At 34.8% G+C, this 14,498-nt stretch carries 15 protein-coding genes; all 15 read right to left on the bottom strand.

The window, feature by feature from the left end:
- Positions 1-181 precede the first annotated feature (181 nt).
- The 15 genes from BLV37_RS08900 to BLV37_RS08830 all read right to left on the bottom strand — a co-directional run bounded on the left by BLV37_RS08900 (position 182) and on the right by BLV37_RS08830 (position 14,330).
- Positions 182-1,144: a P1 family peptidase gene (locus BLV37_RS08900; RefSeq protein WP_091730323.1), complete on the bottom strand. Its 963-nt coding sequence runs from the start codon at positions 1,142-1,144 to the stop codon at positions 182-184.
- A 171-nt stretch (positions 1,145-1,315) separates the two neighbouring features.
- Entirely contained in the window at positions 1,316-1,543 is a 228-nt protein-coding gene (locus tag BLV37_RS08895; protein WP_091730201.1) for a hypothetical protein, read from the bottom strand.
- A gap of 63 nt (positions 1,544-1,606) precedes the next feature.
- Positions 1,607-2,152 carry a 2-oxoacid:ferredoxin oxidoreductase subunit gamma family protein gene (locus tag BLV37_RS08890; protein WP_091730198.1) on the bottom strand — a complete coding sequence of 182 codons (546 nt, stop codon included), beginning with the start codon at positions 2,150-2,152 and terminating at the stop codon, positions 1,607-1,609.
- A 1-nt stretch (position 2,153) separates the two neighbouring features.
- Positions 2,154-2,900, bottom strand: a complete 747-nt coding sequence (locus tag BLV37_RS08885; protein ID WP_091730195.1) for a thiamine pyrophosphate-dependent enzyme — start codon at positions 2,898-2,900, stop codon at positions 2,154-2,156.
- Positions 2,900-3,961 (bottom strand): 3-methyl-2-oxobutanoate dehydrogenase subunit VorB, encoded by a 1,062-nt coding sequence (locus tag BLV37_RS08880; protein ID WP_091730192.1) that lies wholly within the window; start codon positions 3,959-3,961, stop codon positions 2,900-2,902. The genes BLV37_RS08885 and BLV37_RS08880 overlap by 1 nt, the downstream gene beginning before the upstream one ends.
- A gap of 20 nt (positions 3,962-3,981) precedes the next feature.
- Positions 3,982-4,212, bottom strand: coding sequence for a 4Fe-4S dicluster domain-containing protein (locus tag BLV37_RS08875; RefSeq protein ID WP_091730189.1), 231 nt, complete (start codon positions 4,210-4,212; stop codon positions 3,982-3,984).
- 64 nt (positions 4,213-4,276) lie between these two features.
- Positions 4,277-4,957, bottom strand: coding sequence for a nucleotide-binding protein (locus tag BLV37_RS08870; protein ID WP_342026603.1), 681 nt, complete (start codon positions 4,955-4,957; stop codon positions 4,277-4,279).
- A gap of 12 nt (positions 4,958-4,969) precedes the next feature.
- Positions 4,970-6,046, bottom strand: a complete 1,077-nt coding sequence (gene buk, locus BLV37_RS08865) for a butyrate kinase (RefSeq protein WP_091730184.1) — start codon at positions 6,044-6,046, stop codon at positions 4,970-4,972.
- 12 nt (positions 6,047-6,058) lie between these two features.
- The gene (locus BLV37_RS08860; RefSeq protein ID WP_091730181.1) at positions 6,059-6,964 is read right to left on the bottom strand and encodes a phosphate butyryltransferase; all 906 of its coding nucleotides are present in this window, start codon (positions 6,962-6,964) and stop codon (positions 6,059-6,061) included.
- Entirely contained in the window at positions 6,957-8,051 is a 1,095-nt protein-coding gene (gene buk, locus BLV37_RS08855) for a butyrate kinase (RefSeq protein WP_280140130.1), read from the bottom strand. The genes BLV37_RS08860 and buk (BLV37_RS08855) overlap by 8 nt, the downstream gene beginning before the upstream one ends.
- Before the next feature lie 237 nt (positions 8,052-8,288).
- Entirely contained in the window at positions 8,289-10,013 is a 1,725-nt protein-coding gene (locus BLV37_RS08850; RefSeq protein ID WP_091730177.1) for a sigma-54 interaction domain-containing protein, read from the bottom strand.
- 21 nt (positions 10,014-10,034) lie between these two features.
- Positions 10,035-11,252 (bottom strand): CdaR family protein, encoded by a 1,218-nt coding sequence (locus BLV37_RS08845; RefSeq protein ID WP_091730175.1) that lies wholly within the window; start codon positions 11,250-11,252, stop codon positions 10,035-10,037.
- Positions 11,245-12,066, bottom strand: coding sequence for a diadenylate cyclase CdaA (gene cdaA / locus BLV37_RS08840; protein WP_091730172.1), 822 nt, complete (start codon positions 12,064-12,066; stop codon positions 11,245-11,247). The genes BLV37_RS08845 and cdaA overlap by 8 nt, the downstream gene beginning before the upstream one ends.
- 242 nt (positions 12,067-12,308) lie before the next feature.
- Complete coding sequence (locus BLV37_RS08835; RefSeq protein ID WP_176967931.1) at positions 12,309-13,535, bottom strand: CapA family protein; 1,227 nt, start codon at positions 13,533-13,535, stop codon at positions 12,309-12,311.
- An 84-nt stretch (positions 13,536-13,619) separates the two neighbouring features.
- The gene (locus BLV37_RS08830) at positions 13,620-14,330 is read right to left on the bottom strand and encodes a PrsW family intramembrane metalloprotease (RefSeq protein WP_091730167.1); all 711 of its coding nucleotides are present in this window, start codon (positions 14,328-14,330) and stop codon (positions 13,620-13,622) included.
- Positions 14,331-14,498: the final 168 nt, after the last annotated feature.

Genomic DNA, 14,498 nt, shown 5'->3' with positions numbered 1-14,498 from the left:
CACCACCTTTACTTTAGTAATAAGATTTAAAAGCTAATACTAGTGAAAATATTTGGCAATTCATAGGGAGGATTTACTCCCTATGAATTTATTCCATTTTTAATAATAACATAACTAAAGTCTATCTACAAACAAAAAATGTAAATATAATAGATATAGTTTATTAGATTTGAATAAATATTTATTTTGTATCAGTATATGCTTTTATTCCCTGCAAGGACTCTGCATTTTTTATTCCATTTATAACTGCTTGCTCCATAGCTCTAGCTGCTAAAAATCCTACTGTACTAATATCTGCTTGAACGCTTCCTGTTGATAATGCAAATATAGTGTCTCCATCAAATATTGAATGTGCTGGCCTCATGGTTCTAGCATATCCATTGTGTGCCATAGAGGCTATCTTATTGATTTCTGATTTTGTAAATTTTCCATTAGTTGCAACTACTCCTATTGTCGTATTTCCACTAAATATGTTTTTCTTGCTATCATATTGTGCTGCCATTAAATTTTCTGTTCCAGCAAATGTATGTAAGTCTTCGTTTAATAATCCTGCTATTATCTCCCCAGTTTTTGGGTCCACAACATCTCCTAGGCAGTTTACTGCTACTATTGCTCCCACCTTTAAATCTCCTACCTGTAGTGCAAAGCTACCTAGCCCACCTTTCATGGCTCTTTCTAGACCTAAAAGCTTGCCTATTGTAGCTCCTGTCCCTGCCCCTATACTTCCGTTTAGGCATTCTTTGTCAGTGGCATTACTGCAAGCTTTATAGCCCATAATCATATCTGGCCTTACTCTATGATCTCCCACTACTAAATCAAATAACACAGCTGAGCAAACTATCGGAACTTTGGTTACTCCAACATCAAAGCCTATATTCTTTTCTTCTAAATATTTCATAGCTCCAGATGCAGCGTCTAATCCAAAGGCACTGCCTCCTGATAGCATAACTGCATGTATTTGCTGTATCATATTTACAGGGTTTAATAGATCTGTCTCCCTAGTTCCAGGTGAGCCTCCTCTTACATCTACTCCTGCAGTAGCTCCCTCTTCACATATTATTACAGTGCAGCCTGTAGCAGCTTCTAAATCTTGTTCATGGCCTACTTTGATTCCATCTATGTCTGTAAATTTTATTTCTTTCATTTCTCCACCTCTTTTATTTGCTATATACCTTATTCTATAATAATTTTTAAAAACCTCCACATATTAATCCTATTATATAATTTTACAAAAAAATCATGGAGCAATCAGTATGAAAACTGATATTTATCCATGATTTTTAAGTAATTCTTTATCACATAAAACTATATGATTTTAACTTAGATTTGATATTACATTTTCTACTGATTGAACTATCTCATTTTTATTGCTAGAGCTACTTGTTAAAGCACTTTTAGCTGTTTGTATTGAATTTAATGTTGAGCTGTCATTATTTGTCATTGTCCCTACCATGGCATTCAGAGTAGATAGCATGGCTTGTTTGCTTTTTTTACTATTGTCTCTTTTATAGGACTCTAATTGTGACTTTAAGATGTCTTTCATTCTAATACCTCCATTTTTTGATCTATTTAATAGATATCTTTACCATATGGAGGTTTTTTATTCTTACAGTAGTACTCTAACTGCTTCTGCTCCTTTTTCTAGTGCCTGCTGATTCATTGGAATTAAATGTGTCTTCGATTCTCCAAATACTTTTTTGAAGGCTTCAATAATTGACTCTATTTCAACTGCTTTGGTAAGTTCTAGGTATGCCCCTAGCATAACCATATTAGCTATCCTATTATCACCTAGCTCGTTTGCTATGTCATTTGCAGGAATATAGTATGCCTTTAAGTCATGTCTCTTAGCCTTATTATCTATTAGTGAGCTATTTATTAGAAGATTTCCACCTTCTATAACATCCTTCTCAAACTTATCTAGAGATGGTTTATTCATTACTATTGCTGTAGATGCTTCTGTAACTACAGGAGAGCCTATAAGGTCCTCTGAAACTATTACGCTACAGTTTGCAGTTCCACCTCTCATTTCAGGACCATAGGATGGAAGCCATGAAACATTTTTATTTTCTATCATGCCTGAATATGTGAGCAGCTGTCCCATAGACATAACACCTTGACCACCAAAACCAGCTATTATTAATCTTTCTTCCATTTTACTCCACCTCCTCAGGTTTTCTTAAATTACCTAGTGGAAAATATGGAATCATATTTTCTTTTAACCAATTAAGTGCTTCTACTGGGGTAGTTCCCCAGTTTGTAGGACATGTTGAAAGAACCTCTACTATACCGAAGCCCTTTCCTGATAGCTGAAGCTCAAAGGCACTTTTTATAGCCTTTTTAGCCTTTCTAATATTGGCTGGATCATGTACTGAAACTCTTTCTACAAATTTTGCTCCGTCAATAGTTGCTAGCATTTCTGCCATTCTAATTGGTTTTCCTGCATGATTTTCATCTCTACCATATGGTGCTGTAGTTGCTTTTTGTCCTACTAATGTAGTTGGAGCCATTTGTCCCCCAGTCATGCCATATATAGCGTTATTTACAAATATGGTAGTTATCTTTTCTCCTCTAACGGCAGCATGCACTATTTCACCTGCTCCTATAGATGCTAAGTCTCCGTCTCCTTGATATGTGAATACAACTTTATTTGGGTGTACTCTTTTTATTCCTGTAGCTACAGCAGGCGCTCTACCATGAGCTGCTTCTTGCATATCAACATTAAAGTAATCGTATGCAAATACTGCACAGCCAACAGGTGCTACCCCTATAGTATCTCCTAAAACTCCTAGCTCTTCTAATACTTCTCCTACTAATCTATGAATAATACCATGGGTACAGCCTGGGCAATAATGGAAAGGCTTATCTGTAAGTCCTTTAGTTTTTTCAAATACTATGGCCATTATTTGTCACCCCCAACGATTTTCTTTATCTCTTCTAGGATAGCATTTGGAGTAGGTACCATACCACCTGTTCTGCCATAGAAATAAACAGGCTTTCTTCCATTTATGGCTATTTTTACATCATCTATCATTTGACCTGTACTCATTTCTACTGTAAGGATTGCTTTAGTTTTATCAGTAATTTTATCAAATGCTGCATCTGGGAATGGCCACAATGTAATTGGTCTTATAAGTCCTACTTTTATTCCTTCCTCTGTACATTTTGCAATAGCATTTTTAGCTATTCTAGATGTGGTTCCATAAGCTACTATAACTACTTCTGCATCTTCAAGGTTGTATTCTTCGTATCTAACTTCATTTTCCTTCATTTTAGCATATTTTTGTTCTAGCTTTATAACATGATCCTCTAGCGCTTTAGGATCTATATATAATGAATTAATAACATTAGGCTTTCTTTCTCCTTTTGTTCCTACTGTTGCCCAATCCTTTGGAGGTAGCTCTCTTTTCACAGGCTCCTTAAATTCTACCGGTTCCATCATCTGACCTATCATTCCATCACCAAGGACTATTACAGGATTTCTATAATAATCTGCTACGTCAAAAGCCTCCATAACTAGATCTACTGCTTCTTGAATGCTTGCTGGGGCATATACTATATGTCTATAATCCCCATTTCCTCCTCCTCTTGTAGCCTGATAGTAATCAGACTGAGCAGGCTGTATACCACCTAAGCCTGGCCCTCCTCTTACTATATTAACTATTACACATGGAAGCTCAGCTCCAGCAGTATATGATATTCCCTCTTGTTTTAATGCGATTCCAGGGCTTGAAGAAGATGTCATTACCCTTGCTCCTGCTCCAGCTGCACCATAAACCATATTAATAGCAGCTATTTCACTTTCAGCTTGTAGAAAAACTCCATCAACTTTAGGTAATTCTCTCGACATGTATTCAGGCAACTCATTTTGTGGCGTAATAGGATAGCCAAAGAAATATTTACATCCTGCTTTAATAGCAGCAGCACCTATAGCCTCATTTCCTTTCATCAAGACTTTAGACATTTAATCTCCCTCCTTTAAAGTTATTCAACCATTATTCTCTCTACTGTTATTACTGTATCTGGACATATTAGTGCACAATTTGCACATCCAATACATTTTTCCATTTCGATTACTGTTGCTGGATGGTACCCCTTTACGTTTATTTTTTCCTTATTCATCACTACGATTTTTGTAGGACATACTGTTGTGCATAGCTCACAGCCTTTGCATCTGTCTTCATTAAAGGTAACCTTACCTTTTGCCTTTGCCATTTGTCTCCCCCCCTTTGGTTTAATTAAGAATTAAAGATTAAGAATTAACGAGATAAAAATCAGACTATATCATCCAATCTTCTCGCATGAATAAGTTTATAGGAAATATTTCTCCTTTTATATCATGTGGAAGATCTTTTGCCACATGCTCTAAGGCTGATACATACTTTATGGGTATATTTAAAAAATCAGATACCTCTTCTATTAGCTTTTGTCCCCCTAATACATCCTCTACTGTAGTACTCTTTAGTAAATGAGTATTATTTATGAGCCCTGTTACTCTAACTCTGGATGCTCCTTCGATTTCTCGTATATATTTTAATACATTATCTAGTGTTTGAGTTTCAGGTCTATTAGCATTGACTACAAAAAGCATATCATATTTTCCTTCTTCAAAATAGCTGTAATATCTGCCTAAGGCTCTAGCTCCTGCCGGATCTCCTCCTACGTCTAATATGGCCTCTACACTATTGTCCTGTAATGGCCCATAAACTTCTGCGGACACAGAAGGTACGTCTACAGCACCTCCTTTAATAGAGCTTCCTAGAACCTTGATTCCTAGTCTTTCCAACTCTTCTTCCTTTTCTCTGCTCCTAAAGTATGGATTTACCACATCTAAATCAGCTAGAGTTACCTTTTTCCCTAATTTGGCCAGCTTAACAGCATAATTTACTGCAAATTCTGTTTTACCACTGCCATAGTGTCCTACTATGATTCTAATTCTATTGTCATTTAACATTTTCATCACCCTTTGTGTTTATAGGTACTCTTTAGCCTCTTCTTCTCCTCTTAGCACCCTAAGTCCTCCTTCAGTTAATGCTATAAGCTCATCCTCTCCTGGATATACTATAACCTCTGAAATAAATTCTACTCTTTCCTTAATCCAAGATACAAACTCTTTGTCATAAGCTATTCCACCTGTTAATATAATTGCATCTACTTCCCCTTCTAGTACTGTGCTTAAGCTGCCTATTTCTTTACTTATTTGATATGCCATTGCTTCATATACTAGCTTAGCTCTTTGGTCTCCTGCCTCAATCATACTGCTTACTTTTCTCCCATCATTTGTTCCTAGATATGCTACAAGTCCTCCATTACCTTTTATTTTTTTCTTTATTTCATCTAATGTGTATTTCCCAGAATAGCAAAGCTTCATTAAATCTCCTACTGGAAGGCCTCCACTCCTTTCAGGTGAAAATGGTCCTTCTCCATCTAATGCATTGTTCACATCTATTACTTTCCCTTTTCTATGAGCACCTACAGAAATTCCACCACCTAAGTGAGCAATTATTAGATTAATGTCTTCATATCTTTTTCTCTTTTCCTTAGCAAATCTTCTAGCAACAGCTTTTTGGTTTAAAGCATGAAATATACTTTTTCTCTCTATCTCAGGCATCCCTGAAACTCTGGCTATGTCTTCCATTTCGTCTACCACTACTGGATCTACTATGAAAGATGGAATATTTAGCTGGGAGGCAATCTCATTTGCTATAACGCCCCCAAGGTTTGAAGCATGCTCTCCAAGCACACCTTTTTTCAAATCATCTAGCATCTTTTCGTTAACTCTATAGGTTCCTCCTTGTATAGGCTTTAATAAGCCTCCTCTTCCTACTACAGCGTTTAACTTTGTAATATTTATTCCTTTTTCATTTAATATTTCTAAAATTATATTTTTTCTAAACTCGTATTGGTCAAATATTGTAGTGTGTTTTTCTAATTCCTCACAGGAATGTCTTAAGGTTTCTTCTAGAACAAGCTTTTCATTATCAAATATAGCAATTTTAGTAGAAGTAGAGCCTGGGTTTATAACCAAAAGTCTATATACTTGTGTCATTTTTCTTCCCCCTTATTTTTTTGATGCCATCAGCACTCCTAAAGCTATGGAGTTTAGCTTTGCCTCATCATTGTCTGCTCTTGATGTAAGCACTATTGGAGCCTTTGCTCCTACTATAATACCAGCATTTTTTGATTTTGCTAAAAATGCTAGAGCCTTATACAGTATGTTTCCTGATTCTATATTTGGAGCAAGGACAATATCAGCATCTCCTGCTACAGGATGACTTATACCTTTGTGAAATGCAGCTTCTCTTGATATTGCATTGTCTAATGCAAAGGGGCCACCTATCATGCAGTCACTTATAATTCCTTTGTTATTCATCCCTACAAGCTGGTCTGCATCAACTGTTGCAGGCATTTTAGGATTTACCTTTTCCTTTGCACATATTACTGCTACCTTTGGATTCTCTATATCTAGAGAATGTGCTAGGAATACTGCATTTTCTACGATTTGCTTCTTTTGATTTATGTCTGGAGCTATATTCATAGCAGCATCTGTAACTAAAAGTAGCTTATGATATGTATCTATATTAAATACTGCAACATGACTTAATATGTTGCCTGTTCTAAGACCAATTTCTTCATCTAAAACTGCTTTAAGGATAATTGAGGTATCAACTAAACCCTTCATTACTATATGTGCTTCACCTGTGCTGACGAGTTCTACTGCCTTTCTTGAGGCTTCTATAGTATCCTTAACATCTATAATTGGAAGCTCCTTTAAGTCCATTGCAATATGGTTGGCTATCTTGATAATTTCTTCCTTATCTCCCACTAGGATTGCATCTGCTATTCCTAAGTTCTTTGCTTCATTTACTGCTAAAAGTACTTCCTTGTCTTGTGCAACTGCCACAGCTATAGTTTTAGGTCCACGGGCTTTAGCTAATTGTAACACCTCTTCAAAGCTTTTAATCATAAATATCCACCTCGTTTTCGTATATTTTTTCTATCTCTAGTCCTTTCAATACTCTAAGTACACCTTGATTCAATGCTTCTAGCTCATCTTCTCCTGGATATAATACTACAGGCGCTATGAATCTTGTCATGCTTTGAATTTTATCCGTAAGCAGCTTTGAGTGAGCTAATCCTCCTGTTAGTATTATTGCATCTACTTTCCCATATAGTGCTGTAGACATCGCTCCAATTTCTTTAGATACTCCATATGCCATGGCCATGTATATAAGCCTTGCTTTTTCATCTCCGTCCTTAATCCTTTCCTCTACTTCTTTAGCATCATTAGTTCCAAGATAAGCTACTAAACCACCCTTGCCCTTAAGCTTCATCTTCATTTCATTGATGGTATACTTTCCTGAATAGCACATTTTTGCAAGATCTCCTACAGGAAGTCCTCCTGTCCTTTCTGGAGAAAATGGTCCCATTTCATTTGCATTATTTACATCTATTATCCGTCCTTTTTCTATAGGCGCTACAGAAATTCCCCCACCCAGATGGGCAACTATTAGGTTAATGCTCTTCAGGTCTATATTGTGTTCAGCAGCATATCTATGGGATACTGCCTTTATATTCAATGCATGGAGCTGTGATTTCCTCTGTATTTCTGGCATACCTGATATCCTAGCAATGTCATTTATCTCGTCGACTGCCACAGGATCTACTATATAAGCCTTTATCCCCTCTTCTTCTGCGATTCCCCTAGCAAGTAATCCTCCTAAATTTGATGCATGCTCTCCACCTATAGCATCCTTTAAATCCTTTTCCATAGCATCAGTAACTAAATATGTTCCAGCAGGCATAGGTCTGAGCATACCTCCTCGTCCAACAACTGCCCTTAATAAATCTGGTGTAATATTTACTTCCTTTAACCATTCTAGTATTACATTTAGGCGGTAATCATACTGATGAATAATATTATTATAGTGTTCAATATCTTTATTTGGATGTACTATGTTTTTGGTGAAAACCTTTTCCTCGCCATTAAATATAGCCACCTTCGTTGATGTAGAGCCTGGATTTATTACTAAAATATATTTTCTTTCCACAATATCTCCCCCTTAAGGTGTATTACCTAATAATTATATTATAGCAATATTTGTGCCAATATTTTTCTATATAAATCTTATATCCTTCGTCCTTCTCCGTAGAGTTGGATTCACAATATAAAAAGGTATAAAATATATTTTATACCTTTAAAATCTTGTGCCTTTTTATCTAAGCTAACATGTTTTGCAATTTTTTGCATGCAATTATTTGCAAGTACTGTGGTTTGCAAATAATTGCACTTATGCTTGGATATTATATTTTTCAATCTTATAATAAAGTGTTCTTATAGAAATGTTTAAGACCTTTGCTGCTTGAGTTTTGTTATTATTATACTTATTCAGTGCTGATATAATGGCTCTCTTTTCTGCTTCTATACTTGCCTCTTCAAGAGTTATATCTCTATATTGCTTATTGCTCTTAATATATGAATCTAGCTCATGATTATCTCCTTCATATCTGCTATTTAGCTTGGGTAAATGGGCTACTTGTATTATATTTTCGTTATGAGTCATATTGATAATGCTTCTTCCTATAATATTCTCTAGCTCTCTAACATTACCTGGCCAATCGTAGCCTTTTAATGCTTCTATTGCAGAATCAGAAATGTCCAATATACTTCTACCATACTCTTGATTAAATATATTAATGAAATGATGAACTAGTATATTTATATCATCTTTCCTTTGTCTTAATGCCGGTATTACTATTGGGATTACATTTATCCTATAATAAAGATCCTCTCTAAATCTGCCATCCTTAATGGCTTCCTCTAGATTCATATTTGTAGCTGCTATTATTCTCACGTCTATGCTTATTGGCTTTGTTCCTCCAACTCTAACTACCTCTTTTTCCTGCAATACTCTTAGGAGTTTTATCTGGGTGCTTAAGCTTATGTCTCCTATTTCGTCTAAAAATATGGTTCCTCCGCTTGCTTGCTCAAAGAGTCCTATTTTCCCGCCTTTTCTGGCACCAGTAAAAGCCCCTTCTTCATAGCCAAACAGTTCGCTTTCAAGAAGGTTTTCGCTAAGGGCTGCACAATTTACTCTAACAAATTGATTAAATTTTCTTTTGCTTAAATTGTGTATTGCATGTGCAAAAAGCTCTTTTCCTGTTCCGCTTTCACCTCTTAATATTACTGTGGCAGGAGTATCAGCTGCTATTTTAGCCTTTTCAATGGCAGCAATTATAAGCTTATTGTAGCCTACAATATCGTCAAAGGTGTATTTTGCTTCTAGTTTTCTAATTATCTGCTTTGCTTCCTTTAGCTCCTTAGTAAGCTTAATTATTTCAGAAACATCATCTAGTATAGCAACACTTCCCCTTAGCTCACCGTCTACTATTATAGGAGCAGCGTTTGCTATTATATCTCTTTTATTTGGTCCAACCTTAAGTCTTGCTTTTTCTACTGGTTTTTTAGTAGATAATACTTTCATATGGACGCTTTCCCCTTCTGCTATATCAGCAGAGGCAGGTCTGCCTATAATATCACTTTCTCTAAGTCCTGTTACCTTTGTATATGCAGGATTTATCATTAGGTTTATTCCGTTTTGGTCTACTACTGAAATAGCCTCTTGAGTTGCATGAAAAATGGCTTCAAGCATACTTTGTATCTCTTTTAAATTTGTAATTTGGGCTGCTAAATCTAAAAAGTCTGTTATATCTCTAAATATTGCAACAGCACCTATGATTTGGCCATTTTCTTCTTTAATAGGCATTCTGCTAGTTATTATCATAATATCTCCTAGCTTCTGCTGTTTATTAAGCTCAGGCTCACCTGTTCTGATTACATGCATTAATCTTGTATCTGGAACTACATCTACAACAAATTTATTTAGAGCATCCTCTGATTTTATCCCCGTAAGCTTTTCAGCTGCTTTGTTAAATATTGTTATGATGCCATCCTTATCTATTGCAAGCATGGCATCATATGTTGAATTTAGAACTACTTCAAGGTCTTTTCTCAAATTTATCCTCCTTAAAAAGGTCTAAACTTCATCTTTAATGTTCAGTTGAATAGTGTCAGGATTTATGTTTATGAGCTCTACATTATCAGGAATTATAGTCTTAATGTTTACATTATGGGTTCCTAGTTCTAGACCTGATAAATCAACATAGAATGTAACATCTCTCTCATCTAGCTCTGTAATTATGCTTTCCGTTCCTCTAACAGTCAATGTTATTGTCTCTGGCAAGCTTTCTTTATCTATATATAATCTAGTATTTAAATTAATAAAGGTTAGCCTGTTTGTATTTAATTCTATATCTTTTTCAACTATTTTTTCTACTTTTACACTAACTGATGTTTTAGAACCTCCACCCATAAGCTCTACACCTTCGGGTAGTACAATATTTGCTGATACTTCCTTTGAAGCACTAATATCTTCAACATCTATTGGCTCTGTTTCTATGAACTCAATATCTTTCAATATTTCGCCTCGCCCTTTTATCATTACATTAGCTGGGCTTATCTGGATATCTGTAATTTCATATCCATCTAAAGGTGCTCCTTTGATTCTGGGTTCAACTGATATGTTTTTAGTTCTAAGCATTACGATTCCTATTTCTACTGTGTTAGGCTCTTTTTCTATTCCCCTAACCTCATTTCCACTATCATCTACTGCTCTAATAGGCACGCTAGTCTTTATGTCTGATGTTATATTGGTTAACTCCACTGTAGCCACACACTTAGACACTAGGTTTACCCAGCTTCTTGGACCTTTTATCAGTACAGTACTAGGTCTTATATCTTCTTCTCCAAGAGTATAACCATCTTCTGTTTTTCCAGTAGTTCTTAAAAACACCTTATGTTCCTTAGTTATTATGCTGTCCATCTTAAATTGTATATATTTAGGATTAGTGGATTCTAATGAAACATTTTCAGGAACCTTTACTTCTACAGGAACCCTATTTAAGCCTTCAGAATAACCCCATAAGTCAACTTGTGCTATTATATCATTTGGATTAATAGATTTAATATCACTTATTCTACCTGTTAGCTTTACCGAAATTGTAGCTTCTATAGGCTCCATTATTTGAAGTCCTGACTCTGATAATGAGTTTTGATTTAAATAGTTAACTTTTATACCAGGAAACTCTTGAGTTCGTATTGGATTAACCTCACTCATTACATATGACCACATAATAACTGCTATCAACACAGATACGATTTTTATAGTAATATTATTTCTTTTTCCTTTATTCATACCTATCCCTCCATTTAGATAAAAAGTTTGTCTTTGGAGACTTAGGCTTGTACATGTTAACTAATATCTCTCTTAGTGCTTTTATGTCTAAATATCTTGTCAATACGCCGTTTTCTGCCACAGAGATAACTCCTGTCTCTTCAGAAACTATTATGGCAACACTATCAGATCTTTCAGTTATTCCAAGGGCAGCCCTATGTCTAGTTCCTATATCCTTACTTAGGTTTGCATTATCAGTTAATGGTAGGAAACAGCCCGCTGCTCTTATCATATCTTCCCTTATTATTACTGCCCCATCATGAAGAGGTGTGTTTGGTATAAAAATATTTATTAAAAGTCCGCTGGATACTTTACCATTAATCCTAGTGCCAGTATCTACAACTTCACTAAGCCCTGTTTCTCTTTCAAAAACTATAAGAGCACCTATCTTCTGTCTGGAAAGAGATGCAGCAGCCTCTACAATTTCCTCAGCCAATGTGTTTATGTCTTCGTCTTTTATCTCTGCAAAGGATTTAGTAAAAAACCTTGTTCTACCAATATGCTCTAAGGCCCTTCTAAGCTCTGGCTGAAATACAATCAAAAGAGCAATAACTCCAACCGTCATAGTCTTTTCAAATATCCAAAATACAGTATATAGCTCTAAGATTTCGCTTAGATTTGTAGCCACAAGCAAAACTACAATTCCTTTAATAAGCTGCTCTGCTCTAGTTTCTCTTATGAGCATAAACAGCTTATAAAAAGCAAAAGCAACTATTAAAATATCTATAACATCTCTAAATCTTATGTTTAAAAATAAATTTGTAAAATATTGCATTGTCGCACCTCAAAAGATTATATTTAACTATTAGTCCTATTCTTAATTATATAATAAATATACTTATATTTAAATAGTGAATAAAGACTAGAATAGTAATTTTTGCAGAAAATTACATTATGCTTTTCCTATTGGGCTTATGCATATTCATTCCATGTATTCCATAGAAATCCTCACTTGATTTTGTCTTCCTTATTTGCTAATATGCTTTATCGAAAAAAACTAGAGATGTTTTTATATCTCTAGTTCATTTGTTTAATTGTATTGTTATAGGACTCTTGTATTTTCTTCATAACCTCTTTGCTTAAGCTATTACTATCTCCTTCTAAATATTCAGTTGTAGGCAATATGACATGCTTTTGCACACCAGTTTCCCCATATCTATAAACCCATGTAGGGATATAGTCCACGTCCTTTACTATAGTCTTTCCTAATGAAAAATCCTTCTCCAAAGTTAGCTGTACTATGACTCCATCCTCTGTATAATTTCTGTTATTAATGCTTAGTGTCTCTCTTCTTTGATTTGATAAAAAATTACCCATTGAATATATTATGAATTTCTTATCTTCATTATGCTCTATCATTTCTGACCTTTGAATTACATGGGGATGGCTTCCTAGTATAATATCGGCTCCCCACTCAAACATTTTGCTAGCTAAATCAGTTTGAAACTCTGATGGTTGTCTTTGATATTCATTTCCCCAATGTATACATACAATCGTCACATCTACATTATTTTCTTTAGCTTTTGCTATATCCTCTTTTATTTTTTCTTCTCTAATTATATTTACCATATAGCCAAGTTCTTCTGGTGTTAGCAAGCTTTCTAGTCCATTTACACCATATGTATATGCTAGAATAGCTGCTTTAATACCTTTTATATCATGTATATATATTTGGTCAGTAGGCTCTTTATAAGTTCCTACATTTTTAAGCCCATATTCATTAATATTATCTATAGTGTTTGTTATTCCTTTCTTTCCCTTATCTAGGCTATGATTATTTGCAGTGGAGAGCACATCAAAACCAGCATTTTTTAATGCTTCAATAGATGATTTGGGAGAGTTGAACATTGGGTACCCTCTATAGCCATATTCATCTCCAGCTGTTACAGTTTCAAAGTTTGCAATAGCTAGGTCAGCAGCTTCTATATATTTCTTCACATGTTCAAAAGAAAAATTAAAATCATACTCCTTTTTTTCAGGTATATAAGCGCCTTTTATCTGAGGAGCATGAAACATTATATCCCCAACTGCTGTGACTGTAACTTCTATGTTTGAAGGAAGCTTTTCCTCTTCCTTAGCTATTGTCTCTAAATCTTCAGAATTGGGATCCTCTACTTCAATTTCACCAGCGAGAATATCATCCCTATGTATAGATTTAATTTTCTCCCCAATATAGCCAGCGGATAATAAAGATATAAAGAATAGTACTATGATAATTCCTAAAGTAAGCCTTTTTTTGTTCATTGGAATCATTCTCTCCTTGAAATAATAAACATCTTTTTATCTATTCTATATTATTTCTAAAATTATTTCTATAACTCTTTTATCTTATTCTTCGTCATCTAGGTTTAATCTGTCGAATCTTGATTGAGAGTCAAAAATATATGTGTTTAACTTTCTTTGGCTACTTATCCACAAATATATTACAAAAGGAGCTAATACTATTCCAAACTGGGGAATTCCAGCCATTAGTATAAAATTAAAGGTTCCATGCAAGATTAAAGGCATGTATAAAGACTTCCTATGATTTGCTCTTTCCCTTGCTTTATTTGATGCAAATTTAGTTAAGGATAAATAATAGCCCATAGTCACTCCGAAAATAGCATGCGCAGGCACAGATAAAATTCCTCTATATAATCCTATATACGGGTTATAGCTAAATCTAAATACTACATACATTATATTCTCCACTGTTGCAAAGCCTAAGGCAGAGAACACAGCATATACTATTCCATCTAGCTTTTCATCGAAATGCTTATCCTTACACATTAACTTAAGTACTACTAGCCTCTTAAAAAATTCTTCAGTAAAGCCTGCAACTACAAATGCTGTAAATGCTATTCCTAATAATCCTGAGAATATGTTTATTGATGAGAGAAATCTTTCTACAATTATAGTGGGAATAACTGACAATGCACCAAATATAAATGTTTTAGCTAATAGAGAAATGGGCTCTCTATCATATCTATCACTTAAGTATACAGCAACTGCTATGGATATTGCTGGCGTTATTGCAATAATAAACAACCTAGTATTCAATGCTTCTCACCCTTTCATCCTTTATAGCTATTATTATTTGATATAAAAGTATAATTAATTCAGATTATTTTCAGCAGTTTCGAAACACAAATTTGTTCACTCCCTCCAGTCGTGCAAATTTGGTTCTCATTGCGTTTGACCTACCTACGATTTCCTGATAAAGACATT

Origin of the sequence: Proteiniborus ethanoligenes (genome assembly GCF_900107485.1) — a bacterium.
Lineage (GTDB): Bacteria > Bacillota > Clostridia > Tissierellales > Proteiniboraceae > Proteiniborus > Proteiniborus ethanoligenes.
This window is presented reverse-complemented; position numbering and strand designations above follow the sequence as displayed.